This is a genomic window from Paenibacillus sp. FSL H7-0918, assembly GCF_038007025.1.
Classification (GTDB): domain Bacteria; phylum Bacillota; class Bacilli; order Paenibacillales; family Paenibacillaceae; genus Paenibacillus_AQ; species Paenibacillus_AQ odorifer.
On sequence record NZ_JBBOWJ010000005.1, the window covers coordinates 14,604 to 39,408 of the forward strand.

Annotated in this window: 22 protein-coding genes and 2 riboswitches; of the genes, 13 read left to right on the forward strand and 9 right to left on the reverse strand. The window is 45.4% G+C overall.

The genetic code is table 11. The features are described from left to right. Positions 1–187 precede the first annotated feature (187 nt). Together MHI15_RS27495 and MHI15_RS27500 are read left to right on the forward strand one after the other, a co-directional pair. Positions 188–481: a hypothetical protein gene (locus MHI15_RS27495; protein WP_036679966.1), complete on the forward strand. Its 294-nt coding sequence runs from the start codon at positions 188–190 to the stop codon at positions 479–481. 228 nt (positions 482–709) lie between these two features. Further along, positions 710–997, forward strand: a complete 288-nt coding sequence (locus tag MHI15_RS27500; RefSeq protein ID WP_076130383.1) for a 4a-hydroxytetrahydrobiopterin dehydratase — start codon at positions 710–712, stop codon at positions 995–997. An 81-nt stretch (positions 998–1,078) separates the two neighbouring features. On the opposite strand, the gene MHI15_RS27505 is transcribed toward MHI15_RS27500, so the two are convergent. The 6 genes from MHI15_RS27505 to MHI15_RS27530 all read right to left on the reverse strand — a co-directional run bounded on the left by MHI15_RS27505 (position 1,079) and on the right by MHI15_RS27530 (position 6,931). After that, a complete protein-coding gene (locus MHI15_RS27505; protein ID WP_036679962.1) occupies positions 1,079–1,435 on the reverse strand; it encodes a c-type cytochrome in 357 nt (118 codons plus the stop codon). 127 nt (positions 1,436–1,562) lie between these two features. Continuing rightward, the gene (locus MHI15_RS27510) at positions 1,563–2,048 is read right to left on the reverse strand and encodes a GNAT family N-acetyltransferase (RefSeq protein ID WP_076280416.1); all 486 of its coding nucleotides are present in this window, start codon (positions 2,046–2,048) and stop codon (positions 1,563–1,565) included. Positions 2,049–2,237: 189 nt separating this feature from the next. Next, positions 2,238–2,729: a C40 family peptidase gene (locus tag MHI15_RS27515; protein WP_036679958.1), complete on the reverse strand. Its 492-nt coding sequence runs from the start codon at positions 2,727–2,729 to the stop codon at positions 2,238–2,240. 5 nt (positions 2,730–2,734) lie between these two features. Further along, a riboswitch (cyclic di-AMP (ydaO/yuaA leader) is annotated at positions 2,735–2,877 on the reverse strand. Positions 2,878–3,239: 362 nt separating this feature from the next. Further along, complete coding sequence (locus MHI15_RS27520) at positions 3,240–3,668, reverse strand: C40 family peptidase (RefSeq protein ID WP_076130394.1); 429 nt, start codon at positions 3,666–3,668, stop codon at positions 3,240–3,242. Positions 3,669–3,725: 57 nt separating this feature from the next. Continuing rightward, positions 3,726–3,864, reverse strand: a riboswitch (cyclic di-AMP (ydaO/yuaA leader). A 218-nt stretch (positions 3,865–4,082) separates the two neighbouring features. Then, the gene (locus MHI15_RS27525) at positions 4,083–4,913 is read right to left on the reverse strand and encodes a hypothetical protein (protein WP_076280421.1); all 831 of its coding nucleotides are present in this window, start codon (positions 4,911–4,913) and stop codon (positions 4,083–4,085) included. A gap of 11 nt (positions 4,914–4,924) precedes the next feature. Next, entirely contained in the window at positions 4,925–6,931 is a 2,007-nt protein-coding gene (locus MHI15_RS27530; RefSeq protein ID WP_076187210.1) for a M1 family metallopeptidase, read from the reverse strand. Between the two features lie 103 nt (positions 6,932–7,034). On the opposite strand from MHI15_RS27530, the gene MHI15_RS27535 reads away from it, so the two are divergent. Then, positions 7,035–7,541 (forward strand): YwhD family protein, encoded by a 507-nt coding sequence (locus MHI15_RS27535; protein WP_036679953.1) that lies wholly within the window; start codon positions 7,035–7,037, stop codon positions 7,539–7,541. A gap of 79 nt (positions 7,542–7,620) precedes the next feature. Here MHI15_RS27535 and MHI15_RS27540 read toward each other — a convergent pair whose 3' ends face one another. Both MHI15_RS27540 and MHI15_RS27545 read right to left on the reverse strand, forming a co-directional pair. Continuing rightward, positions 7,621–8,094, reverse strand: a complete 474-nt coding sequence (locus MHI15_RS27540) for an AbrB/MazE/SpoVT family DNA-binding domain-containing protein (protein ID WP_038568063.1) — start codon at positions 8,092–8,094, stop codon at positions 7,621–7,623. Positions 8,095–8,299: 205 nt separating this feature from the next. Further along, a complete protein-coding gene (locus MHI15_RS27545; protein WP_076280417.1) occupies positions 8,300–10,366 on the reverse strand; it encodes a transglycosylase domain-containing protein in 2,067 nt (688 codons plus the stop codon). Between the two features lie 181 nt (positions 10,367–10,547). Between MHI15_RS27545 and MHI15_RS27550 the strand changes: the two genes are divergently transcribed. From MHI15_RS27550 to argS, 3 genes are all read left to right on the forward strand, one after another. After that, on the forward strand, positions 10,548–11,732 hold the full coding sequence (locus MHI15_RS27550) for a hypothetical protein (protein WP_076280418.1): 1,185 nt from the start codon (positions 10,548–10,550) through the stop codon (positions 11,730–11,732). A gap of 625 nt (positions 11,733–12,357) precedes the next feature. Next, on the forward strand, positions 12,358–12,801 hold the full coding sequence (locus MHI15_RS27555) for a DUF1934 domain-containing protein (RefSeq protein WP_036679946.1): 444 nt from the start codon (positions 12,358–12,360) through the stop codon (positions 12,799–12,801). After that, the gene (argS, locus tag MHI15_RS27560) at positions 12,798–14,483 is read left to right on the forward strand and encodes an arginine--tRNA ligase (protein ID WP_036679944.1); all 1,686 of its coding nucleotides are present in this window, start codon (positions 12,798–12,800) and stop codon (positions 14,481–14,483) included. The genes MHI15_RS27555 and argS overlap by 4 nt, the downstream gene beginning before the upstream one ends. A 128-nt stretch (positions 14,484–14,611) precedes the next feature. On the opposite strand, the gene MHI15_RS27565 is transcribed toward argS, so the two are convergent. Next, a complete protein-coding gene (locus MHI15_RS27565; protein WP_036679942.1) occupies positions 14,612–15,778 on the reverse strand; it encodes a S8 family peptidase in 1,167 nt (388 codons plus the stop codon). A 460-nt stretch (positions 15,779–16,238) separates the two neighbouring features. On the opposite strand from MHI15_RS27565, the gene rpoE reads away from it, so the two are divergent. The 7 genes from rpoE (at position 16,239) to MHI15_RS27600 (ending at position 24,701) form a co-directional block, all read left to right on the forward strand. Continuing rightward, complete coding sequence (gene rpoE / locus MHI15_RS27570; protein WP_036679939.1) at positions 16,239–16,787, forward strand: DNA-directed RNA polymerase subunit delta; 549 nt, start codon at positions 16,239–16,241, stop codon at positions 16,785–16,787. 325 nt (positions 16,788–17,112) lie between these two features. After that, the gene (locus tag MHI15_RS27575; protein ID WP_076130377.1) at positions 17,113–18,720 is read left to right on the forward strand and encodes a CTP synthase; all 1,608 of its coding nucleotides are present in this window, start codon (positions 17,113–17,115) and stop codon (positions 18,718–18,720) included. Positions 18,721–18,990: 270 nt separating this feature from the next. Next, positions 18,991–19,377 carry a response regulator gene (locus MHI15_RS27580; protein ID WP_036679935.1) on the forward strand — a complete coding sequence of 129 codons (387 nt, stop codon included), beginning with the start codon at positions 18,991–18,993 and terminating at the stop codon, positions 19,375–19,377. 207 nt (positions 19,378–19,584) lie between these two features. Continuing rightward, positions 19,585–20,439, forward strand: coding sequence for a class II fructose-1,6-bisphosphate aldolase (gene fba, locus MHI15_RS27585; RefSeq protein WP_036679934.1), 855 nt, complete (start codon positions 19,585–19,587; stop codon positions 20,437–20,439). Between the two features lie 188 nt (positions 20,440–20,627). Then, entirely contained in the window at positions 20,628–21,881 is a 1,254-nt protein-coding gene (locus tag MHI15_RS27590; RefSeq protein WP_036679932.1) for a UDP-N-acetylglucosamine 1-carboxyvinyltransferase, read from the forward strand. Between the two features lie 164 nt (positions 21,882–22,045). Next, positions 22,046–23,398 carry a transcription termination factor Rho gene (gene rho, locus MHI15_RS27595; protein WP_036679930.1) on the forward strand — a complete coding sequence of 451 codons (1,353 nt, stop codon included), beginning with the start codon at positions 22,046–22,048 and terminating at the stop codon, positions 23,396–23,398. A gap of 25 nt (positions 23,399–23,423) precedes the next feature. After that, complete coding sequence (locus MHI15_RS27600; protein ID WP_038568079.1) at positions 23,424–24,701, forward strand: radical SAM protein; 1,278 nt, start codon at positions 23,424–23,426, stop codon at positions 24,699–24,701. Positions 24,702–24,805 lie beyond the last annotated feature (104 nt).

Sequence of the window (24,805 nt, forward strand, 5' to 3'; positions counted from 1 at the left end):
ATTTAAGATGTGTTCCGACAATGCCGCGTATATCATCCTTGAAACAGCGGCAGGGCACTCTGTGCGAAACCGAATTAACGTATATTCTTATTTATCGACATCATTCGGTTTTTTGTGAAGTCATTTTTTCGGCTATAATGGATAAGGTAAGTAATTATTCATCTGTGAAGAAAACGGAGTGATATACGTGGGTGTAAAGCATGGTAGAGATTACGGTGAAATTCTAACAGATTTGACCGAAGCCGTCGGACGAATTTCCGATGGATATTTATTTTTTGAGATGGATCCGGACGAGTGGCAGGAACTACCCCAAGAATCAAAGCTGGAGGTATGGGAAGCATTGGCTGAGGATCTTTTCTTCGCGCTGGGTAATGAACCTATGATTGAAGTGGGGAGCGGCGTAATTATTTACGATAAGGACACGCATCGCATTAATATTTTAGTTGGCGAAGAGGATTTGGCTTCAGTGGTTTTGATTTAGGCAGAGGAGACGTCTGGACGTAATTTGCCCGTAGTTAGTAGCCCGTGTTAAAATTGATAAAGCCGAGTTATAATCGCTGGGATTTGTGAATACATTAAATCGAAAATATCGCCTTTATCCTGGCACATCCCTTGGACCTCAGAAGCTAAGGGATGTTTTGTTTAACGCCTAAGTCATGTAAAGGGAACTGCGCACTTTACTGCAATTTTTTGTAAGGGAGGAAACGAATTGTTATTTACGGAAGAGGAACTGCGTGAGGAGATCACCAAGCTGGAGGGGTGGAAGCTGGATAATAATGTTATGGTGCGAAAATATATGTTCAGCCAATATATGAAGGGCATTGCGTTCGTTGATGAAGTAGCCACGATTTCAGAAGCCTTCGATCATCATCCACATATTACGATTGATTATAAAACAGTTACCCTGCGACTTGAATCTAATGAAGAAGATGGGATTACGGCTCTAGATCTTCGAGCGGCGCATGAATTTAATGAAGCCTTTGAAAAAAATCATTAGTTTAGCCAAAATCATAAAATAAACGCCCGTGCATAGATAGTCACCTATCTCATACACGGGCGTTTTTAGTTGCTTGATGGGTTACTTTTTCTCTGAGAGCCAGAGTGCGACGTTGGCGATCTCTTCAGGGGCTAGCTTCTCTTTAAAGGAAGGCATTTGACCACGTCCTTTGGTGACGATGCTGTAGATTTCCTCAGCGTCATGCTGGCCGCCTTCATTCTGAAGACTTGGTCCAACTCCACCTTGAAGCTGATCGCCGTGACAGGTGATACAGCTGGCTTTCACGGTTGCTTCTGCCTTTGCTGCGTCCAGTTGAACTACCGGCATCGTGGGCTTATTTTCTTCCGCTACCTCTTCTTTACCCGGAAGTGTAAACATGAGTACTACCGCAAAGGCACAGGCGGCAAAAAACAAACCGCTCATGATCCATTTCTGCATCCCAATTCGTCCCTTCTATGTAAGCTGCTCCCTACATTATAGCTTATGGTGAAGCGTTATCATAGGGTTTGTGACAAAAAAATGAACGAGAATACAATCATTCTTATGAAATATCTGGTATTTAATATCATTTGTCATAGACCATGCAATAAAAAGGTTTGTCTCCTGTAGGTGTGCGGCGTTCATACGTATCTGTAATCGTAAATCCACATTTTTGATAAGTTCGAATGGCGCGTTGGTTCCAGGTCAGGACTTCTAGATCTATCTCTCGATCAGGATAACGACTCAAGGCTGTCTGGACGATGGCATCTACGAATAGTTTGCCTAAACCATGGCCGCATAGATCGGGGCGCATCCCAACTCCTAAACGGACGACTCCTTCCATCGGGAACAACTGTGCGAATCCGCACAAAACCTCTTGTTCATTTAATATGGAGATATATTGTTCCTCCCGGAGCTGCGGATCACCAAACTCGATGCCAAGAGCCTGCATCTGCTCCCACGGCATCCAGCCATAAATATTATATGGGGGCGTATAGCTCCACTTACAAATAGCTTCTCCGTGAATTGCCTCCATAGGAACAACATGAAAAGTTACCGAGGGATTTATCATAAAGTCAACGATCTCCTTTCACGAGGACATTGCTATATTACTAATTATATACAAAATGGGGGAGGTTCGACTCAGAAACTTTATATGAGAGGAATGTTTTACAAATTATGAGAGGGGTAAATAAGTAATAAGACAAAAAAACAAGCTCTCCTCCAAGAGTTACCTTGGAAAAGAGCCTATGTACGTTACTTATTGCACATCATCATTGTCTTCCGATTCAGCAGCAACCGATTGATAAGCGTCTGTGCTCATAATGCGCTTGGCACCAACGTAGCGTTTCACGTAGTAGCTATCACTCAGAGAGCTAATCGTAACACCGCGTGAGGTAGAAGCGTGTGCGAACTTACCTTCACCGACATAAATGCCGACATGTGAGACACCTTTGCCACTTGTATTGAAGAATACAAGATCTCCGGCTCTTATATCATCACGGGAGATTGCTGTGCCCATTTGATATTGGGAACCTGATTGGTGTGGAAGGTTAATGCCAATCTTATCAAACACATACATTGTAAATCCGGAGCAATCAAATCCGTTAGTGGATATACCGCCGGATACGTATTTAGTACCGATGGCCTTGTCAATCACTTTATCCATTTTGGAATCTGCGAAAGCGCTTCCTGCTCCGATGGTGAGGATGATGGAAAAGCTTAGTACTGCTGCTGCTAACTTCTTCTTCAAAAGTGTATACCCCTTCCAAATGCCTACGAGGTTAGCTTAAGGGTTCGGTTGAAGGTCCCCTATGACCCCTCTATATAATGGAGGTCAATTCACCCAAAGTTGGTTCCCCCGTTTTCCTAATAGTTAGGAAACTCGGCTCATACTGTTGATTAGGATTAGCTTGTAATCAATACATGACAAAACCTTTGTAAATAACAACTTAATGATTACAAAAATGTTACTAAAATCTCACTGCGCTAATTGTAACAAACAGAAAGCCGCTTGGCAATCGTTTTTAACATATTAATGCAGAAAAATTGGCATTTTTACGGTAGAAAGGCATATGTAAGCGTTAATAATGACCTAATTTTTAATATAATTGCAATTTTTATCAAATAAACGTGTTTCAATTGGGCTCTATTAGTGTAAAAATATATTATGGAAAAAAGAAAAACCCGAATTTGATTACGGGAATAATCAGATTCAGGTTCATATAGTTGTAATTATGAGGTTATAGTTGTGAGGAAGGTTTCAATCGAAGGCTACAGCTTGATAAGCTGAAGTACTCATTACTCTTTTAGCGCCAACATAACGATTGGCCCAGTAGGCCTGACTGAGTGAAGTGATGGTCACTCCACGCGAAGAGGACGATTGTGCGAATTTTCCGTTTCCAACATAAATGCCGACATGGGATACTCCATTGCCAAGTGTGTTAAAGAACACTAGATCACCAGAACGCAGATTGCTTTTGGATACAGCAGTTCCAACGCTATATTGAGCTTTTGATGTACGAGGTAAAGTAAGACCCACATTCTTGAATACATATTTTGTAAATCCAGAGCAATCAAATCCGGCAGTGCTTGTACCTCCGGTTTTATAGGCAACTCCAATAGTCTTTGAGATTACAGTGTCCATCTTAGAGTCGGCAAAGGCGCTTCCTCCACCAATAGATAATGCCATTACAAGTCCTAGCGCCGCAGCGACGCATTTTTTTCTTAAATTATGTCTTTTCAAAAGATGTACTCCTTCCAAGGCCTGCGAGGTTAGCTTAAGGGTTCGGTAGAAGATTCCCTATGATCCCTGTAAAGCGAGATCAATTCACCCAAAATATGGTTCCCCCACTTCCCGGTGCAAAGGAATTAGGCGTGTTAAGCACCAAGAGAATGACGTTTCGACAGTTACACTTACGATAAATACATTTAGTTATGTAGGAATCGTTTCAATTGATTACAAAATTGTTACTAATAGCACAGGACTTATTGTAACAGAGCTTTTATGATTTTGCAAATACTCTTAAGTTATCCGTAATGAGAAAAAGTCCCAGCTCCTGAATACAGGAATTGGGACCTTTTTATTATGTCAAATAAGGTTAATTTATTGTGGAAATGCTTTGCTACGCCATAGATGATATTGTGCAGAGATTCCCCACATTTTTAAGAGCGTAGAAGGTAGTGGTGAGATTTGCCGTATTATAAGTGCCGGCAGGCCGGGACAGAACAGACCCGTCAGTCCGCACACTAGCAGTAAGAGCAAGCCTCCCGCACCAAGTACAATGGAAACACCTATAGCAGGAATCAGTGACCGCAAGCAGATGAACAGTGAGGAGAACATTCCTGTACCGCCGGTGTAACCAAACTGCATATATAGAAGAAACAGGCGCACGATAAAAATATATATAAGCCATGCCAATACGTATGGTACTAAATGAAGTAACAAAGTGTAGTTAAACAAAGAGGATAAGAACAGCCCGTACATTTTTGGAGCAAGCCAGTAAAGCGGCAGCAGGGTCAGCACCCATTCGATTAGGCTAAAGACTAAGACAGGTAGTCCATAGATCTTCATGCCGGGGAAAAAGAACAGCCCGCGCTCGCCCTTTCGCTCCTGGTGCAGCTCATGCAGCAATCCTGCCCTTATGAAAGGAGAAAGCAGAAGTCGCAAGACAACAAGTCCTAGAAGCATCCATAACCAAGTGCGTATCGCAGGGTCAGTATTCAAGCTGAACTGTCCCTCGATATAATACAACAGTCTGCCCATACCGCTGCCGCCGGCGTCTTTATCTGGATAGCGCAGTAGAATTGGAATAATAGCAGATCGGATGAAACCATACATAAAGTAGCCCCAGAGCAGTCGGTAGATGAAGAGCAGAATTAAAATATAAAATTGCTCCTTCATGCTTTGCCAGCCGCGGGTTATCGATGTTCTCACAATCATTCACCTCACCAGACAAGAGTTCCGAGCACGGTTTCAAGTAGTTTAGTTACACTTAACGTCCAGCGAGAGAGCGTCTTGGGCTCTATTTCCGCCAGCCTAAAGTTGTTTAAATGTTTGCTCTCCAATAAGATGGAATGCTCAGGGTCAATCTCAGCAGAGAGAAGAGGCTTATCGCTTAACAATTGAAACGTAGTCTCTGCTCCTTCACCGTTCCAGACCCGCTGCACCGAAGAGCTGTCGGCGAATGTGAATTTCACGGGAACATCAACGTAATGGCTCCCTTTATTTGAAATCTTCACTAATGATTCGTAGCTTTGAGCATCGCCGCTGTTATTTTTTTTAAAAGTAATCGTATCTACTGAGAAGTCAGGCGCACCATCACCATAAATGTAATCATCGAAATAGGCCTGCCATGATTTTTTGGTTACCTTCTCAACGACTTTCTGAAAATCTGACGTAGCGGGATGCTGGAAACGGAACTTACGAGCGTAGGAGGACATGATGTTGTTCATTGCTTTGGTACCTACCTGGCGTTCGATATCTTTAAGTACAAGCTTGCCGCGGATATAAACATTTCGGCTATAGGAATCCGCCCCTGCATATTTCCACGTTTCCAGATTTAACGGCTCAGGTATAGTCACCAGGCTGGCCTGTAAAGGCAAATTAGACTTGATACCGTATTCTTGTTCCATAAGTCTGTCTTCGGCATAGGAAGTAAAGCTTTCATCCAGCCAGGCCTCCTCGAATTCATTGCTGGCTACCATACCGTAGAAGTATTGATGGCCGATCTCATGAATGACGGTTCTTTCAAGTGAGGTATCTGGAGAAGAATCTGCGGCCCCAAAGGCTGTAATAAGGGTAGGATATTCCATTCCTCCAGCGCCGTTTCCCTCCTTAGGTGGGACGATAATAGACAGCGTAGAGTAGGGATAAGGGCCATACCATTTGCTGAAGTAGGTCAGGGCAGCCTTGGCAGCTTGAAGGTAACGCTCTTGTAAGTCTTTGTGCAGTGGGTCGAGATACACCTTAATTCGTACTCCAGGCACTTCCGGCGTAGAGAAAGCTTCCTCTGCTACTGTAAAATCAGGGGATGCAGCCCAAGCGAAGTCGTGGACATCATCGGCGTAGAACTGATATATTTTTTGATCTTGTTTGAGCTTGGCATTTTTTACAGGAAATCCGGTCGCAGCCACCGTATAGTTGGAAGGAACGGCAATCGTTACATTAAAGATGCCAAAATCACTGTAAAACTCAGAGGTCCCGTGATACTGATGCAGGTCCCAGCCTTCTTCTTTAACTCCGCGCGTGCCCTTAGGCTCGTATACACTAAGCTTAGGGAACCATTGCCCAGCCATAACGAAGTTACCTGAAGCACCCATGCGAGCAAAGATTTTGGGCAGCTGGACTTCATACTGAAGCTTAAGTGTTACACTTTCCCCACCATTAACAGGCTGAGGAAGATGTACCTTTAGAAGCGTCTTATCGTTGATATTGCCGTCATCAGGTTGAACATATTGCACTCTTTGCATTAGCGAAGTTCCTTCTGTCGTGCGCAGATCGGTCAGCGTCATATTTCCGAAGCCGTTCTCAGGCATGCTGTCGCCTCTGAGCGTCCCCCCGGATTCCTTCATAAAGGTGGTATCTGATGAGGCAAATGCATTTGGATACATGTGAAAATATAAATCACTTACTGGCTTTACTCCGGGGTGTGTCCAGGTTACTGTCTCAGAAGCTTTTAAGGTTTCTGTGTCAGGAACAAGCTGGACATCAATGTGATACTCGACTACCCGCTGGCTTAAAGCCTCCTCTGCCGGGACGGGTGCGCTCTCAGGCAATACCTGCTGTGGTACGGCTGCAGGCGCTGTGCCGCTGGAGGACTTGGCCTCTTTTGAAGCAAAGCTAGTAACAGAAGCTGTTGAGCTATCCCCTGAAAAGGCCCATATTCCTCCTCCCAGCAGCGCGAGGATGGCCAGGGTCGCAAAGATGATGTACTTTAATGACAGTGACTTCATAGTGTGATTCCTCCCGTGACAAGCATCTACGGGATGTATATGTTTGCAATCGCCGCATTATTAGCTAAAATTAAATTATTCGTAAGAGGAAGGGTGTGCACTCGTGGACAACATACAACCGGAGGGCAAGAAACAGATTGCCTTAAATATTGTGAACGCTAAAAGTAAACATAAAGGCTTTGGAGCAGGCTCTATAGATCTCAACAACGTTTCACCTGTCATTATTGATGGTGATGTGGCGGTTATTGATATCGGTGCCATGCATGCCAAGAGCAAGGTGGAAAAAGGAATTAAATTTTCCATGAATCGTGAAGATGTACCGAATGGAAGACAGGTTTGGGTGGTATGGGTAGCGGTAGACCGTACATTGGAAGCTCAATTTTATGGTGGAATCACAGCCTGTGAAATGTGGATTGATACAGAAGCGCGCCGCGGATGGAAAATTCTTGCCGAGCATGTCAATAAGCTGGATGCAGCTCTTAAACGCAAGATCGATGTGGCAGGGCTTGGAGCCATTGAGAAGTCGGCGCTCAAATCCCTTCTGATCTCTCATAATGAAGCATGGTGGAATGCATCCTCAGATGAGCTTAAAGCTGCACTGACTGAATAGTATAGGAGCCTCCAGAAGGGTTATCCGATATAAAAAAAGCTTCGACCTCCGGAAATAGGAGCGTCGAAGCTTTTTTAATTTATGATTTGCTTGTGCTGCTAAGCTTGCGTTTGAGCTGACTCACTCTGGCTTGGCTAATCCCGAGGATTTCTGCAAGTTCTTTTTGGTTGGCATAGGGATGATCTTCAATAGCTTGTTCCAGACGTTGGCACATTTCCTCTGTCTTCGACTTTCGGATGCTGGTGTTGTGCTCTGGTGCCTCAACAACAAAATCCTCACGTGACTCTGGCAATTGAGACATGCGTTCAGGATCGACAATTTCTTTTAGACAGCTGCTACAAATAAACTGCTCTTTATAGTAGGTGACATGGTCGTGGCTTCTGCAAAATGTACACTCTGTCGAGGTGTACTTCCTAAGGACGATGATTTTTTCGTCTAAAACAAAAAATTCGATAGGATCACCAATGTCGATATTACGCGTCATACGGATTTCTGCGGGAACCACAATTCTCCCAAGACTGTCTAAACTCCGGATCATGCCTGTATCCTTCATCCCATGTCCCTCATTTACATCATTATATTTTGGTTTCTAATAACTATTATAGCAGTAATTGTGAGTTAAGAGAATGGGGTAAGCATAATAAATAAAACGGTTACATCCCTTATGCGACAAGTGATATTTGAATTTAGAAATCCTGTTGTTACTACAATATATGACTTATAAAAAAAGAAAAACCCCTTCAATATAAATGAAGAGGCTAATTCAACCACCAGCGTTTAATGTTCTTCCATAGGGAACGATTCTCTTCAGCAGGATCTACCTTGCTTTGTGTGTCATCGACAGCAGGAGCGGCCCCAGTTCCATGCAATTCGCAGTATTCGGTGGGCTCAGTTCCACTAATAAAGGTTTCCAGTTCTTTGTCGGGACATGCTGCTGTAGCAAGTTTACCGGATTGCGGATTGACGTATACGCTGACCACTCCATCTGGAATGGGGAATATTTTTGGAGGGACATTTTCAAGCGCTTTTTCAGTAAATTGGGCGAAAATGGGAGCTGCACGCCGTCCGTCGGTAGTTGCGATGTCGCGCCCCTTGTCGTATCCAACCCAGACTGCCGTGGATAGCTCCGGGGTGAAACCTACCATCCAGCCATCTGTATCCGTAGTACCAGTCTTGCCGGCTACCGGACGTTTGATTATGGAAGCCACACGATTGCCCGTCCCCCCAGTCTCGAATACCCCCTCCATTAAACGAGTCAGTACATAGGCAGCTGAAGGTTCTACGACGGTTACTCCTTTGGGTTGAGGTGCTTCATACAGGACTATGCCATTTGAATCGGTTATTTTTAGAATGGCTGTGGTCGGCATTTTCTGACCGCTGTTTCCAATTACAGCAAAAGCCGCAGCCATTTCAAGCGGACTGATCGGTGAAGTGCCTAGTGCCAGCGAAGGTACGCTTTGAAGTGGACTGTCAATGCCCATTTTCGCAGCCATTTCGCTCACTTTATCCGCGCCGATCTTCATAATTGTATTAACAGCATAGATATTGTCCGATGCTGCGATAGCTTGCCGCATATTAATTTCACCCAGATACTTATCCCCAAAGTTTCGGGGCTGATACGTTTTGCGGTTGTTATCATAATGAAACATCGTTGGCTGACTATTGAAGACCGAAAGTCCTGTCATCTCTTTGGAAGAGAGTGCGGCCAAATACATAATCGGCTTAAAGGAAGAACCCGGCTGGCGTGTGGTGGCCAAAGCATGATTGTACTGGTTGGTACGATAATTTTTTCCGCCGACCATTGCTTTGATGTAACCGGTGCGAGGATCGATGGATACAAGCGCAGTCTCCAGATCACTAGTTTGATCCATCTCTGTGTCAACGGCATTTTCTGCGGCATGCTGCATGTCAGGGTCAAGGGTGGTATAGACATTTAGTCCGCCTTGCTCCAGCTCATCATTACTGATGTGGAGCGATTCTATAGCCAAATTGCGGATATAATCCCGGAAATAAGGCGCAGCTACAAGCGTATCCTTTTGTCCTTGCGGCTTGAAGTTTAAGTTCTCTTGGACAGCTTGTCCGGCTTCTTCCTGAGTGATATTACCTAAATTCGCCATGACGGTCAGGATGATTCTCTGGCGCTTTTTAGCATTGTCCATGTGGTTGTATGGTGAATAATAGGTAGGTCCCTTTGGAATTCCAGCCAGCATGGTACTCTCTGCCAGGTCTAAATTAGCTGCAGATTTACCAAAATACATCCGTGAGGCTGCTTCAATGCCGTAAGCACCGTGGCCATAATAGATATTATTTAAATACATGTTCAGGATTTCATCTTTGCTGTATTTCATCTCCAGCTGCATCGTATAGACAGCTTCTTTAGCCTTGCGCGTCCACGTTTTTTCATGGGATAGGTAGAGGTTACGTGCGAGCTGTTGAGTTAGCGTACTAGCACCCTGCGACCGGTTCCCCTCTTCCAGATTGACAAGAACAGCTCGTGCCATCCCTTTCAGATCAAATCCGGAATGCTCATAAAATTTACGATCCTCGACTGCTAGTGTAGCTTCAATGAGCAGGGGAGAAATTTGACTTAATTTGACGGGTTCACGGCTGCGGCCGTCTGAGGTAAAGGTGGCAAGAACATTGCCCCGGGAGTCAAACAGCTTGGAGCGCACATCATCGCTAATCGGTGGAAGATCTTTTTGATATAGATAACCGAGCAGAGCTCCGGTGGTTAATACAAATAATATGATCAAGGCTGCCAGCAGCCGAAATAAACGCCGGAAGCGGCTTTTTCGTTTCGGTGGATTCGTTGATTCGCGTGTCATGGCACCAGACTCCTTTCTTTCATATTATGGGGAAGGATCTGGAAGGATATTCATTAGGGATATGGAGGGTAACAAATTGTTTCTATTTTGTGATTGTTTAAGGTAGATAGGGTATCCTCTCTGGCGGTATAACAGAGTAGAGATTGTGAGTAAGGGTATATACATATTAGGAGGTGTCATCATGAAATGGACGAAAAGGATTCATAAGACGACAATAACCGCCCTCTCGGCGACGCTTATTATGGTTTCGGGCTGGAGTGCACCTGTAACTTCTGTACATGCTGCGGCTGCACCAGCACCAGTGACTTGCGGCACGGGAGATCACGGCTTGCTACAGGCCCTGCAAAACAAGCATTCAGGCGATGTATCCACACCGCTTAGCTTTTCTGATGTTCAGTTTTTGAATGGGAATACCGGACGGGCAGCAGGTAATGGATTTATGATTGGTACCTCTGACGGAGGTTGCCATTTTCAAGAGATCTATCAAGGCCAATGGAGCTTCAAACAATTCGATTTTCCCGATAATGTACATGGCTTTGCTCTTGCTTCTGTAGAGGAGGGGCAGGCTCAATATTTAATTGGTACCTCTAACGGTGGCTCGGAGTGGAAGAGACTTTCGAACAATGCCGTCAGCTTTGAAAGAATGAATTTTATCGATAGTAAGAAAGGTTTTGCTTATGAGAGAGCCGCCACGTTTTACACCAAAGACGGGGGGCTGAGCTGGAGTAAAATTTCCACCCCACCCAATACACGAGGCGCTTATTTTAGTGACCGGAATACCGGCTGGGCGGTTGTAATCGTGCCGGGAAGCGGATATCGGGTAATGAAGACCACAGATGGAGGGGGAACTTGGAGCCTTTCACTGAAGGCGGCTTTTGCCGAGCCCGAGTTTGGACAAATCTCCGCTAAGGGAGATCAGGTCGCTGTAGTGCTCTATGGCGGTACGGGGATGAGTCAGACCTCCTACTCGCTGTATGAAAGTGCGAACAGGGGGAAAAGTTGGAATCGTGTGATCGCTGAGGAAACTGCCGGCGGCGGACCTGCACCAGGCAGTGGCAAGGCTGAATTCAATAAAGGGCCAGCCGCTGGCAAACCCGGGAACCTGCAGCTTGTGGGAAACAGCACATCTTTTTTAGTGGGATTTTCTCCAGCAGCAGAGAAAGTGGCAGTTGGACGCTCTTATAACGGCGGTAAGCAATGGACTAATCTTCCGGAGCTCGCTGGTTATGACGGGGTAATCTCCTTCACTAGTAATAAAGAGGGCTGGCTCGCCATCCGTGAGCTTGATTACTCTTCCTTGTATGTGACCAAAGACGGCGGAGCTTCATGGGAACGCAGGTTTTCTTTAAAAGTGATGACCCAATAATTCTCTTCAATAAAAAATATAAGGGTCCGAAGTATTGTAAACATCGCAAATAAACAGCAGAGCAGCGATTCTCCGGATACTTGGAGAATCGCTGCTCTGTATTTTTTATCCTTGGTTGCTTGCTTGAATAGTACCCTTATCAGTGGCCTTATCAGATCCCTCATCCTCGGAGGGGTACGGACCCAGTTGACGTTATTTGCAAATTTTCGGCCTTTGGGATAGGGTTTCGGACTCCAGTAACACTATTGCCTAGAAAGAGGTTCAAATGGGTTGCTTTTTATGCCAATAGCGACTAAGGGGTCCGTTATCACACCGAATATGGAATCATACTGCGTTTCAGGTCATCTATGTCCGATAGGTGCTTGGTAGGTGCAAATATTATCGAAGTAAATGATATACATAGAGAATGGACGTTCAAAGTGTGCTTTTAATCATCAATATGGTAATATTTTATGTGCTTATGAAGATATGCTTGATTCTGTATTGAAATGCTTCTTTGAACTGGATTATAGTGTACAATGGGAAAGCGAAATAGGCCTTTGATTAATATAAAAATGTTTAAGCTTTGCCATTAGACGTTTTTCTTATGCAGAATGCAGAGGCTTGCAGAATGGAGGAACGTGTGATGCCTGAAATACAGTCTGACAAATATGATGTCTCTATTACGCTCGTGAGCCTTCAAGATGGTCAGCGAAATGTTATGGAAGCGAATGGAGAAGTAACATCCAAGGGACCGCATCTATATATTCAATATGAAGAATTAGAGCAGGGTCCTCGCGGAGAGGAAGTTTCTGTTCGTACAACGATAAAGATTGCAGGCAATCAACTGAAGCTAATCCGCCATGGCGGGATTCAGTCGGAGCAGAGCTTTGAAGCTGGACGGCGTCTGCCAGGATTCTACCGCTCGCCATATACGCAGTTCAATCTTTCTACGGAAACGAACAAGCTGGAAGTTGTGCGCGAAGGGCGTTCTTTAACGGTTGCCTGGGAATATGATTTGTACGTTTACGAGGAATTGACAGGAAAGTTCGCTATTAGTTTGCATATACAGGAGGAACCGAAATTATGACACATAGTAAGAATCCGTTAGAGCTTGTAAATGAACGGGTAAAAGAAGCCATCGCCGATGCGATTGTGAATGCTGGGCTGGTTGCACCGGAAGAGGTTCCGGATATTGTACTTGAAGTGCCAAGAGATAAGGCGCATGGTGATTTGGCTACGAACGCTGCCATGCAGTTGACCAAAATTGCTAAACGTAATCCACGCCAGATTGCTGAAGCTATTATTGAGCATTTGGATACGAGCCGAGCTTCTATTGAGAAAGCGGAGATTGCAGGACCAGGCTTTATTAACTTTACCCTGTCTAAGAATTACTTGTACCCAATCATCAGCCTTGTTGCTGAGCAGGGGGATGACTATGGCCGTATTAATCTGGGTCAAGGTCAGAAGGTTGAAATGGAGTTCGTCAGTGCCAATCCAACGGGTAGCCTACATTTAGGGCATGCTCGTGGTGCTGCTGTCGGTGATGCGCTGTGTAATGTGCTTGATTATGCAGGTTACGAGGTGACCCGGGAATATTATATTAATGATGCCGGTAACCAAGTGGCTAATCTGTGTAAATCCATTGAAACCAGATACCTGCAGGAGCTGGGTCAAGAGGCAGAAATGCCGGAAGATGGTTACCATGGTGAGGATATTAAGGGTTTTGCGAAGGAGCTTGTGGCAGAAAAGGGCGATACCTTGCTCGAGATGAGCCCTAGTGAGCGCGCTGCTTTTTTCCGGACCTATGGACTTAATAAAGAGTTGGATAAAATTAAACGTGATCTAGGTCTTTTCCGTGTAAACTTCGATATCTGGTTCAGTGAAACCTCGCTGTATGAGAACGGAGAAGTACTGCGCTCGCTGGACGAGCTCCGTGATCGTGGAGAAGTGTATGAGCAAGATGGGGCAACCTGGCTGCAAACGACAAAATACGGGGATGATAAAGACCGTGTCTTGATCAAAAATGATGGCACATATACCTACCTTACCCCGGATATTGCTTATCACAGCGATAAGTATGGCCGCGGTTACGATAAAATGATTAACATTTGGGGCGCTGATCACCATGGTTATATTCCGCGGATGAAGGCGGCAATGTCAGCCCTTGGCAATGATCCTGAGAAGCTAGTGGTTCTGATTGCTCAGATGGTCAGCCTGTTCCAGAATGGTGAAAAGGTCAAAATGTCCAAACGTACCGGCAAAGCGGTTACGATGGAAGATTTGATGGAGGAAGTAGGAATCGATGCGATTCGTTATTTCTTCACCATGCGCAGCATGGATTCTCATCTTGATTTCGATATGGATTTGGCGATCTCTACTTCTAATGAAAATCCTGTATTCTATGTTCAATATGCGCATGCGCGTATTTGCAGTATTTTCCGTCAGGCAGAGGAGCAAGGGATTTCTATCCCTGATTACGCGGAAATTGACTTCTCCAAGCTGACAGCAGTGCATGAATATGACCTGCTGCGCAAAATTGGTGAGCTCCCGGCAGAAATCGCTGTTGCGGCTGAAGGTTATGCTCCACATCGCCTCATCCGTTATGTATATGAGCTGGCTGCGATGTTCCACAGTTATTACAAAGCTGAACGTGTAATTACTGAGGATGCTGCTCAAACCGTGGCGCGTCTTGCACTGCTGGGCGCAACACGTACTACTATTGCCAATGTACTGCGTCTTGTCGGAGTTTCTGCACCGGATCGCATGTAAATCAACAGCAAACGACAAAAAATCCGCCTTCCGGTTTCCTGGGGGGCGGATTTTTCTTTGCTGCCGTTCTTCGTACCGGCATCAGCTGCGCTAACGTCAGAGTGACCCACCCGGTGCCCGGGCGGGGTCTACACGTTCGCGGAGACCGAACGCTTCGCCCTTACTCCTGCTCTCAGCAGGCGTAGGGCATCGGCAGAGCCGCCGCCTAGGGATGCGCGGCGCTGCCCCTTACGCAGCCGCACCGGGGACGCGGTGCGGCGCAAGAGCAGCTTCAGCTCCCTTGGCGTGAGGCCCGGTCGCAGTGCGAGCAGCAGTGCGGCGGCTCCCGTGACATGCGAGGTCGCCATGGAGGTGCCGCTCATTTCTTTGTAGCCCTCCTTCAGCCAGCAGGAGGGCACGCCTTCGCCGGGCGCGTATACATCGATATATGAACCGCGATTGCTGAAGCCGGCAACCCGGTGTCTTTTATCGATGGCGCCCACGGCTATCGTCTCGGGATAACGTGCGGGATAGTCCCCGCCACGTTTGCCGTCATTCCCAGAGGAGGCAATGACGGCGATTCCGGCCCGATACGCTTTTATAACCACATTGTGGAGCGCCTTGCTTCTAGTCTTCATTCCAAAGCTCATATTAATGACGTCGATTCGGTTCTGCACACACCAATCAATACCTAGCACAATATCGGATACATAGGCTGATCCACTATGATCAAAAGCCTTGACTGGATATAGCAGCGCTCGCGGCGCCACTCCCATCATTCCGCGATTCCCCCCTGCTGCCGCTAAGGTTCCGGCGATATGAGTTCCGTGCCCATTATCATCCAGCGGCAGCATTCCGCGGTGTAGTAGGTTGACTCCAGTGGCTAATGAATGCTTCAGATCGGGATGACGGTAATCCGCTCCGGTGTCAATGACGCCGATTTTGACGTGAACTCCGGTTGATTTAGACCATGCCTGAGGAGCATGAATCGCTTTCACCCCCCATGGGAGCGCTGCGATTCCACTTTTTTCGTTAGCTATGGAATGGATTTGGATTTGCAGATCGTCTTCGACATTTAGAAGGTCTGCAAATCGGTTCATCAGCTTTCCGGCGGCAGCGGGCACGAAGAAGGCCCGAATCAGCGGAGATACCTGTACTTGCCGCAGCTCGGGCTGCTTTGCTTTTAGAGCCTTCCATTGGGAGAAAGCTCCGGCATACTGGCGGGGATCGTTGAAGGTAAGAATACGCCGCTCACCATTTTTGGGGGCAACCGATATTTCTTCAAGAAGCATGTTCCAAAATTTGTAATAGTCCATAGGTTTCGCTGTCCCTCCTCGGTGCCCTGCTGCCATATTGTATGAGCGGAGGGAGGGGTCCGAATGGGAACTTGCCCTTTTTTAAGGAAATGGGCTGCCCAGCGTGTCAAAAGACGGCGCTTTACATAAAATAAACAGAAGAGATTAAAACTCTCTTTGTAACATCCCGTAAGGAGCCGATCCTTGGCGTGGATACAGTCATGCGCGGAGGTCTTCCTCCGCCTTTTTAAATCCCATTTCTAAAAACTTTGGGTGCGGCGAACCTTGCTACAATTACATATCAACTCTTCTTGATGAAGACAGGTTTCCTGTATGGATAATAAGCAGGAGGCTTTTTCTGTTGGACGGTTCTTGCATTTGACTTGCATTTTGTTGTTAAATAGGTTTTACTTAGTTTTGTTAATGGATATTATTGAAATAAACCGTAATGTGAACAATGCGTGAGAGGAAGTGTCCTTTAGTGAGTACGCCACTCAATTTAAAGCTAGACCCTGAGAAAGTTAAAGAAATGCCAATGGTGGATCTTGCCTTTCTGGTGCTTAAAGCAGCCAATACACCGTATTATTACCGTGATCTGATGGTCGAGGTAGCCAAGTTACGCGGCATGACCGATCAAGAAAGCCAAGATACTATTGCCCAGTTATATACCGAGATTAACATTGACGGGCGTTTTGCCTGTGTCGGAACCAACCTTTGGGGACTGAAACGCTGGTATCCTCTTGAGCGCTCCGATGATCCGGTTGGTAACACTAAACGGGTGCGCATCATCAACGATGAAGACGATGATTTGGAAGATGACGATTTTGCTGATGAAGAAGAAAACTACACAGCTGAAGAAGAGGATTTCGACGCTATCGATGAAGATCGCGACGACCTCTATTCTGACGACGACAGCGAAGAAGAAGTCGACGAAGATGTCGTGATCGATGAAGATGACATAGACGAAGACGATACGGACGAAGACGATGCAGAAGATGGCGACGATGAAGATTCCGAGGATGACAAGTAAGATCAATAATCAGAAGAGTCTTGTCTGTGGCATAATTCCTCCCTTGACAGTGGGGGATCGTCAGAGTAAACTATTGCATGGGCTTATCATGTAAGTTAATAAACGTGTTTTCTAAAATAAAAAGTGCCCCGGTTCTACGGGTGTCACTTTTTTGTTTTTTTAGATGCAAAGTAGCTGTAGATTAATGGGATTTGAGGGATGACGGTTTATGTTTTCCCCGGTGAATTAAACTTTTGATTTCCCCTGTTTTGATGATAGTAAAACGGGTTACGATAAACACCATGTGCCGCTTTTATGTTTGGACTTTATTTAGGAGGGTTTTACAGTGACAAAGTATATTTTTGTAACGGGTGGCGTTGTGTCTTCCCTGGGTAAAGGCATTACCGCCGCTTCGCTGGGCAGGCTGCTCAAGAACAGAGGTCTAAAGGTAACGATTCAGAAATTTGATCCGTATCTTAACGTAGACCCTGGAACAATGAGCCCTTACCAGCACGGAGAAGTCTTCGTAACGGATGACGGTGCAGAGACTGACCTTGACCTTGGGCACTATGAACGGTTTATTGATATCAATCTGTCGAAGAACAGCAATGTGACGACAGGTAAGATCTATTCATCCGTAATCAGCAAGGAACGTCGTGGAGAGTACTTGGGTGGAACTGTACAAGTTATCCCGCATATTACGAATGAGATCAAAGAACGCGTGTTCCGCGCGGGCCGCGAGACCAACTCTGATGTTGTTATCACAGAGATCGGCGGTACTGTAGGGGATATTGAAAGTCTTCCGTTCCTGGAAGCGATTCGTCAAATCAAGAGTGATATTGGCCGGGAAAATGTGATGTATATCCACGTAACCTTGATTCCTTATATCAAGGCTGCTGGAGAAGTGAAGACGAAGCCGACACAGCATAGCGTTAAAGAGCTGCGCAGTATCGGTATTCAACCGAATGTCATCGTGTGCCGTACGGAATATGAGCTTTCCGCAGATATGAAAGCCAAAATCGCACTCTTTTGCGATATTGATGCTAATGCTGTTGTGGAATGCCGCGATGCTTCGACGTTATATGAAGTTCCATTGAACCTTCGTGATGAAGGATTGGACGAGATTGTTGTTAATCATTTGAAGCTTACAACACCTGCGCCAGATATGCGCGAATGGGAAAGTATGCTTAGCCGGATTCAGAAATTAGAGAAGACAGTAGAAATCGCAATTGTAGGTAAGTACGTAGCACTGCATGACGCCTATTTGAGCGTTGTTGAATCACTTTCACACGCAGGTTTTGCTGCGAATGCAGAGGTTAAGATCCGCTGGGTGAATGCAGAGGAAATTACGGATGAGAACGTGGACGAAATGCTGCGTGGTATTGGCGGTATTCTTGTTCCTGGTGGTTTCGGTGATCGGGGAATCGAAGGTAAAATCTCCGCTATTCGTTATGCCCGTGAGCAATTGATACCTTTCTTTGGCATTTGCCTTGGAATGCAGGTTTCTGTAATTGAATATGGCCGTTCTGTTCTTGGACTACAAGGTGCAAACAGCTCCGAAATCGATCCAAATACACAATATCCATTGATTGATTTGCTTCCTGAGCAAAAAGATATTGAAGATATGGGCGGCACTATGCGTCTTGGGTTGTATCCTTGTAAGATTATTCCGGACTCTCTGGCAATGTCTTGCTATGATGATGAACTGGTATATGAGCGTCACCGTCACCGGTATGAGTTCAACAATGCTTACCGTGACGAAATTGAAAAAGCAGGACTGGTTATCTCCGGAACTTCTCCGGATGGCCGTCTAGTTGAGATCGTAGAGCTTCCAGAGCATCCGTGGTTCCTCTCGGTTCAATTCCACCCGGAATTCACTTCACGTCCGAACCGCCCGCAACCGCTATTCCGTGAATTTGTCAAAGCCTCTTTGACGCATTCCGAGCAGCAATAATTTATACACAGACAGAAAGAACCCTCGGTTCTTAAATAGTCGAAGAGAGCCTTCATCCGAAGGCTCTCTTTTTGTATTACCCTTTAATAGAAATATTGTAACTGACATTTATTTCATTTTAGACTCTTTATTTACCCATTTTATCCAATTAGCAGGATTTGGACAGTAAAGCACGAATAATAGGTTTCGTATGGAGTAGTTTCTAAAGGGGCCGGTCGCTGTGGAGAGCGCGGTATAGTCAATCTGCCTTAATTTCTGGGAGGGTATCGTATGGAAAAGAAGAAAGTATTAATTGTCGATGATCAGAATGGGATCCGGATTCTTCTTATGGAAGTGTTCAATAGTGAGGGATATACAACATTTCAAGCGGCTAACGGAAAATTGGCATTAGACATTGTTCGCAGCGAGTCACCCGATTTGGTCTTACTCGATATGAAAATACCGGGAATGGATGGACTCGAGATTCTGAAGCATCTAAAGGAGATCAATCCGTCCATTAAGGTCATTATGATGACGGCCTATGGTGAACTGGACATGATTAAGGAGGCGACCAAGCTAGGGGCGTTAATGCATTTTACAAAGCCGTTCGACATAGACGAAATGCGCGTAGCGGTAAACATGCATCTTCATAACAAGTCTGTGGATCAATGCAGTTAGAACGGTGATTTCTGTATCGGTCCTATTTAGCGTGGTGACTCCGAAGAGGATGAGTGTAATTGTTATATGGGCTGGATAAAAATCGTCCCACCGGGACATTTTTTTGTTTACCCTATTTAGTATTTGACACAGGATGTGCTATAATAAGCCTGTATGTGATGTCGGTTTAAAAACATAGCCAACCAACATTCTTAGGAGGATGAAACCATGCCATTAGTATCTATGACAGACATGTTGAACAAAGCACTTGAAGGAAAATATGCAGTAGGTCAGTACAACATTAACAACTTGGAGTGGACTCAAGCTATTCTTGGTGCCGCTGAACAAGAAAAATCACCAGTAATCCTTGGTGTATCTGAAGGCGCAGCACGCCACATGGGCGGCTTCACTACTGTTGTTAAAATGGTTGAAGGTCTAATTATTGACATGAATATCACTGTTCCTGTAGCTATCCACCTTGACCATGGATCTAGCTTTGATAAATGTAAAGCAGCAATTGATGCTGGATTTACATCCGTAATGATCGACGGTTCCCATCACCCAATCGATGAGAACATCGATATGACTAAAAAAGTCGTTGAATATGCTCACGCTAAAGGCGTTTCTGTAGAAGCTGAAGTAGGTACTGTTGGTGGACAAGAAGACGACGTTATCGGCGGCATCATGTATGCTAAGCTTGATGAGTGCGTACGTATTGTGAAAGAAACAGGTATCGACACCCTGGCTCCTGCACTTGGTTCCGTTCATGGACCTTACCATGGCGAGCCTAACCTCGGATTCAAAGAAATGGAAGAAATCCGTGACGCTACTAACATCCCAATGGTTCTTCATGGTGGTACAGGTATTCCTGAACATGACATCAAGAAAGCCATCTCCCTGGGTACTTCCAAAATCAACGTGAACACTGAGAACCAAATCGTGTTCGCAAAAGTGGTTCGCGAAGTTCTAGCTGCTAAACCTGATGCTTACGATCCACGTACATTCATCGCACCAGGCCGTGATGCAATCAAAGAAACCGTTATTGGTAAAATTCGCGAATTTGGATCCAACAACAAAGCCTAATCATTGTAGCTTCCGCCTCAGGTGGACAAGCAATTTGTTAAAGGATAGGGCTATTACTCTGTCCAGTTGAATAGTTTGATGAGGAAAGCACACCGCTTAGCCGGTGTCTTTCCATTTTCATCACTAAAAGTCCACAGCACGTATTGCCCACCCAGCTGCAATACACGTAGGGGGAAATTGATAAATCTATGGAAAAATTAATGATTGGCGGTGGACGTCCGCTAGAGGGCGTTGTAACCATCAGTGGAGCAAAGAATAGTGCCATCGCGCTTATTCCTGCGGCAATTTTGGCCGAATCTGAAGTTGTTCTGGATAATTTACCGTCCCTTAGTGATGTAGCCGTATACTCCGAAATCTTGCAAGAGCTTGGCGCTAATGTATCCTGGTCAGGCAATCAGATGAGAATTGACCCTTCACGTATTGTATCTATTCCAATGCCCAATGGGCCGGTTAAGAAACTTAGAGCTTCGTATTATATGATGGGAGCTCTGCTTGGAAGATTCAAAGAAGCGACAATAGGTCTTCCTGGTGGCTGTAATTTTGAACCTCGTCCAATTGATCAACATATCAAGGGATTCGAGGCTTTGGGAGCAACAGTTACCAACGAACATGGTTCTATCCACTTATATGCAAAAGAGCTACGCGGTGCGAAGATTTATCTGGACGTATCAAGCGTAGGTGCCACTATAAACATCATGCTGGCGGCTTCACGAGCCAAAGGCTCTACAATTATTGAAAATGCGGCTAAAGAGCCTGAGATTATAGATGTAGCTACCCTATTGAACTCTATGGGCGCTGTTATTAAAGGCGCTGGTACAGAAACCATCCGGATCGAAGGGGTCTCGGAAATGCACGGTTGCCGTCATTCCATTATTCCCGATCGGATTCAAGCAGGAACTTATATGATTGCCGCTGCGGCTACGCGCGGTAATGTGTTGATAGATAATGTTATTCCTAAGCACTTGGAAGCCTTAACAGCCAAGCTTTTAGAGATGGGCGTGGATATTGAAGAGCTTGATGAAAGTATCCGAGTTATAGGTAGAGCTAATTATGAACATGCAGATGTTAAAGCACTGACCTATCCTGGATTTCCTACAGATTTACAATCTCCTATGACAAGTATGCTGACACAGGCAGAAGGGGTTAGTGTGCTTAGCGATTTCGTCTACAGCAACCGCTTCAAGCATGTGCCAGAGTTGGTAAGAATGGGCGCAAAGATTCGTGTTGAAGGCCGATCTGCAATTATTGAGGGCAGTAAACTTAATGCTGCTAAAGTAAAGGCAGCTGATCTGCGTGCGGGTGCAGCCCTTGTCATTGCCGGGTTAACAGTAGAAGATGGTATTACTGAAGTGACCGGCGTAGAGTATATTGATCGTGGTTATGATAATTTAGTGAGCAACCTTCGGCAACTTGGTGCTCATGTTTGGCGTGAGAATGAATAATATTAGGATATCCCGCTTGGAAGGAGTATTAATTTGCGGCCAAACCGCATATTTCCTTCCATTTGGGGTAATACTAACCTAATGAGCATTTTAATAGAATCATATTTTTGCCTAGTAGATAGACTAGGAAGAACTCATTTAAAAATTGAATAGGTGGTTATTACATGGATCTTCAAATTTCCGATCTGGAAGAAATGAAGCTGACCGAGTTATATAAGCTGGCCAAGAAATACCAGATTCCTTATTACGGACAGCTGAAGAAACGGGAACTGATCTTTGCGATCCTTCGGGCACAGGCAGAGCAGAGCGGTCTCATGTTTATGGAAGGCGTACTAGAAATTTTGCCTGAGGGCTATGGATTTCTTAGGCCGATTAACTATTTGCCCAGTGCTGAAGATATTTACATCTCAGCTTCACAAATTCGTAAGTTTGATCTCAGAAGCGGAGATCTTGTGTCTGGTAAATGTCGGACACCAAAAGAAAATGAACGATATTTTGGCCTGCTTCAAGTCAATGCCGTTAATGGCGAGAACCCTGCTAGTGCAGCGGAGCGTCTTCATTTTCCAGCATTAACACCACTTTATCCGCAAGACAAGCTACCGCTTGAAACATCCCCTACTCATTTGTCTACCCGAATAATGGATTTGCTCGCTCCTGTAGGTTTGGGGCAGCGGGGTTTGATTGTAGCACCTCCAAAAGCAGGAAAAACGCTCCTCTTAAAAGAAATTGCCAATAGTATTTCCACTAATAATCCTGAGATTGAGCTCTTTGTATTGCTGATTGATGAACGTCCTGAAGAAGTAACCGATATGCAGCGTTCTGTAAAAGGCGAAGTGGTTGCATCGACGTTTGATGAGCTTCCAGAGAATCATATTAAAGTGGCTGAGCTTGTGTTGCAAAGGGCACTTCGTTTAGTTGAGCACAAGAAGGATGTAGTTATTCTTTTGGATAGCATTACGCGTCTGGCGCGTGCTTATAATCTGGTGGTTCCACCATCTGGACGTACACTTAGCGGGGGGATTGACCCGGCGGCTTTTCACCGGCCGAAGCGGTTTTTTGGTTCTGCACGGAATGTGGAAGAAGGCGGCTCATTAACTATTTTGGCAACAGCATTAATAGATACTGGCTCGCGTATGGATGATATTATATATGAAGAATTTAAGGGTACCGGTAATATGGAGCTTCATTTGGACCGCAAATTGGCGGAACGCCGGATATTCCCAGCTATCGATATTCGTCGTTCAGGTACACGTCGCGAAGAAGTGCTCTTGAGCAAAGAAGAACTGGATACGATTTGGGCGATTCGCAAAAATATGAACGAGTCCTACGATTTTGTGGAGGGATTCATCAAAAAGCTGCGTGATACGAAGACTAATGCTGAGTTCTTGGCATCCTTTGACGTTGCTGGGGCAAAAACAACACCAAACGGGACTGCAAGTAACGGAGGCACCTCCAACAGCGGTACAGCTGCTCGTCGTACCACACGGGCGAAGACACCTTCAGTACCTACAACTTGAGAATTGATAATAAGAGGAGACTAACATGTATTTGGTATATGCCGACGGGCAAGGAAACGTATATGATCATCCTGAACTGTACGGGCTAGCCCGTAGTGGGGATATGATTGTTGAAATGCTGGAGGAAGAATTAATTCCATTACCAGAAGGTGCTACGCTCGTGGGCTTGCCTAGTACACGTGCTGTGGGTATGAATCCTGAGACGGGTGAAATGATGTCTTTGCCGGAAGGTTCGCAGGCTGTCGGAGCGCTGCTGCCGCAAGGCTACACTCGTCTATGTCTTCCTGGTTATGTGAAGACAGATAAGTCTTATAAGCTTCCTCTGTTTGGGTATTCGGCTGTAGTGTGGAAGGATGGCGGGTTCTATGTTGCGGCAGACCCTACCGATAATCCAGAGAAATGGAATCCACTTAATTGTGACAAAGAAGATCTTGAAGTCAGTGTTGGTGAGATGACAGCCAAATATCCTGATAACCGCCTCTATGAGCATCTTTCTAACTGTGCGCTTGGCTATGAATGCCTGACTTCCTCCAATACCTTTTTAGGGCGTTGGGAGGGCGGTGTACCCGTCTCTTATTCATGTAATGCTGGATGTTTTGGCTGTATTTCTGAGCAACCTGATGATAGCGGCTTTGTATCTCCGCAGACTCGGATGAATTTCCGGCCTACGGTCAACGAAATTTCACAAGTTATGTTGGAGCATTTAAAGACGCCTGAATCGATTATCAGCTTTGGACAAGGCTGTGAAGGGGAACCTTCCACGCAGGCAAAACTTATTATAGAAGCTATTCGTGAAGTGCGCTCGATTACTGATATGGGCTATATCAATATCAACACCAATGCGGGATTAAGCGATCATATGCGAGGAATCGTTGATGCTGGGCTCGATTTGATGCGTGTCAGCACAATCAGTGCCCTTGATGACCATTATAATGCTTATTACAAACCACGCGGTTATACATTGGCCAATGTAGAAAAATCTTTGAAATACGCTGCTTCGCAGGGGGTTTACACATCGATCAATTATCTGATCTTCCCTGGAGTGACTGATCGCGAAGAAGAGATTGAAGCGATGCTGGAGTTTGTAAGACGTACTGATCTGAAGCTTATTCAGATGCGCAATCTAAACATTGACCCGGAGAGTTATTTAGAGTTGATTCCTCCTGCCCAGGGTGAAATCCTTGGGATGAAGACGATGCTTGATATTTTCCGCGATGAACTGCCGGATGTAGTTATAGGCTCTTATACACATGTGCCACCAGCAGATATGGCGCGGGCTAAGCGGCGGGGAATCAATATTTAAGCAGCTAAAATGTAAAAATGAAACATATTGCCCAATTTGATATTTCGTGCTAAAATACCACAGTGTAATCATATAACTCTGGGTCCGCATGAGGCTTAGGGCAT

What these genes read in the sequence shown, in the direction of transcription:
- MHI15_RS27505 (WP_036679962.1), bottom strand. Translation starts at nt 1,435, where the DNA reads ATGCAGAAATGGATCATGAGCGGTTTGTTTTTTGCCGCCTGTGCCTTT.
- MHI15_RS27510 (WP_076280416.1), bottom strand. Translation starts at nt 2,048, where the DNA reads ATGATAAATCCCTCGGTAACTTTTCATGTTGTTCCTATGGAGGCAATT.
- MHI15_RS27520 (WP_076130394.1), bottom strand. Translation starts at nt 3,668, where the DNA reads ATGGCATTATCTATTGGTGGAGGAAGCGCCTTTGCCGACTCTAAGATG.
- MHI15_RS27530 (WP_076187210.1), bottom strand. Translation starts at nt 6,931, where the DNA reads ATGAAGTCACTGTCATTAAAGTACATCATCTTTGCGACCCTGGCCATC.
- MHI15_RS27540 (WP_038568063.1), bottom strand. Translation starts at nt 8,094, where the DNA reads ATGAAGGATACAGGCATGATCCGGAGTTTAGACAGTCTTGGGAGAATT.
- MHI15_RS27545 (WP_076280417.1), bottom strand. Translation starts at nt 10,366, where the DNA reads ATGACACGCGAATCAACGAATCCACCGAAACGAAAAAGCCGCTTCCGG.
- MHI15_RS27550 (WP_076280418.1), top strand. Translation starts at nt 10,548, where the DNA reads ATGAAATGGACGAAAAGGATTCATAAGACGACAATAACCGCCCTCTCG.
- MHI15_RS27555 (WP_036679946.1), top strand. Translation starts at nt 12,358, where the DNA reads ATGCCTGAAATACAGTCTGACAAATATGATGTCTCTATTACGCTCGTG.
- argS (WP_036679944.1), top strand. Translation starts at nt 12,798, where the DNA reads ATGACACATAGTAAGAATCCGTTAGAGCTTGTAAATGAACGGGTAAAA.
- MHI15_RS27565 (WP_036679942.1), bottom strand. Translation starts at nt 15,778, where the DNA reads ATGGACTATTACAAATTTTGGAACATGCTTCTTGAAGAAATATCGGTT.
- MHI15_RS27580 (WP_036679935.1), top strand. Translation starts at nt 18,991, where the DNA reads ATGGAAAAGAAGAAAGTATTAATTGTCGATGATCAGAATGGGATCCGG.
- fba (WP_036679934.1), top strand. Translation starts at nt 19,585, where the DNA reads ATGCCATTAGTATCTATGACAGACATGTTGAACAAAGCACTTGAAGGA.
- MHI15_RS27590 (WP_036679932.1), top strand. Translation starts at nt 20,628, where the DNA reads ATGGAAAAATTAATGATTGGCGGTGGACGTCCGCTAGAGGGCGTTGTA.
- rho (WP_036679930.1), top strand. Translation starts at nt 22,046, where the DNA reads ATGGATCTTCAAATTTCCGATCTGGAAGAAATGAAGCTGACCGAGTTA.
- MHI15_RS27600 (WP_038568079.1), top strand. Translation starts at nt 23,424, where the DNA reads ATGTATTTGGTATATGCCGACGGGCAAGGAAACGTATATGATCATCCT.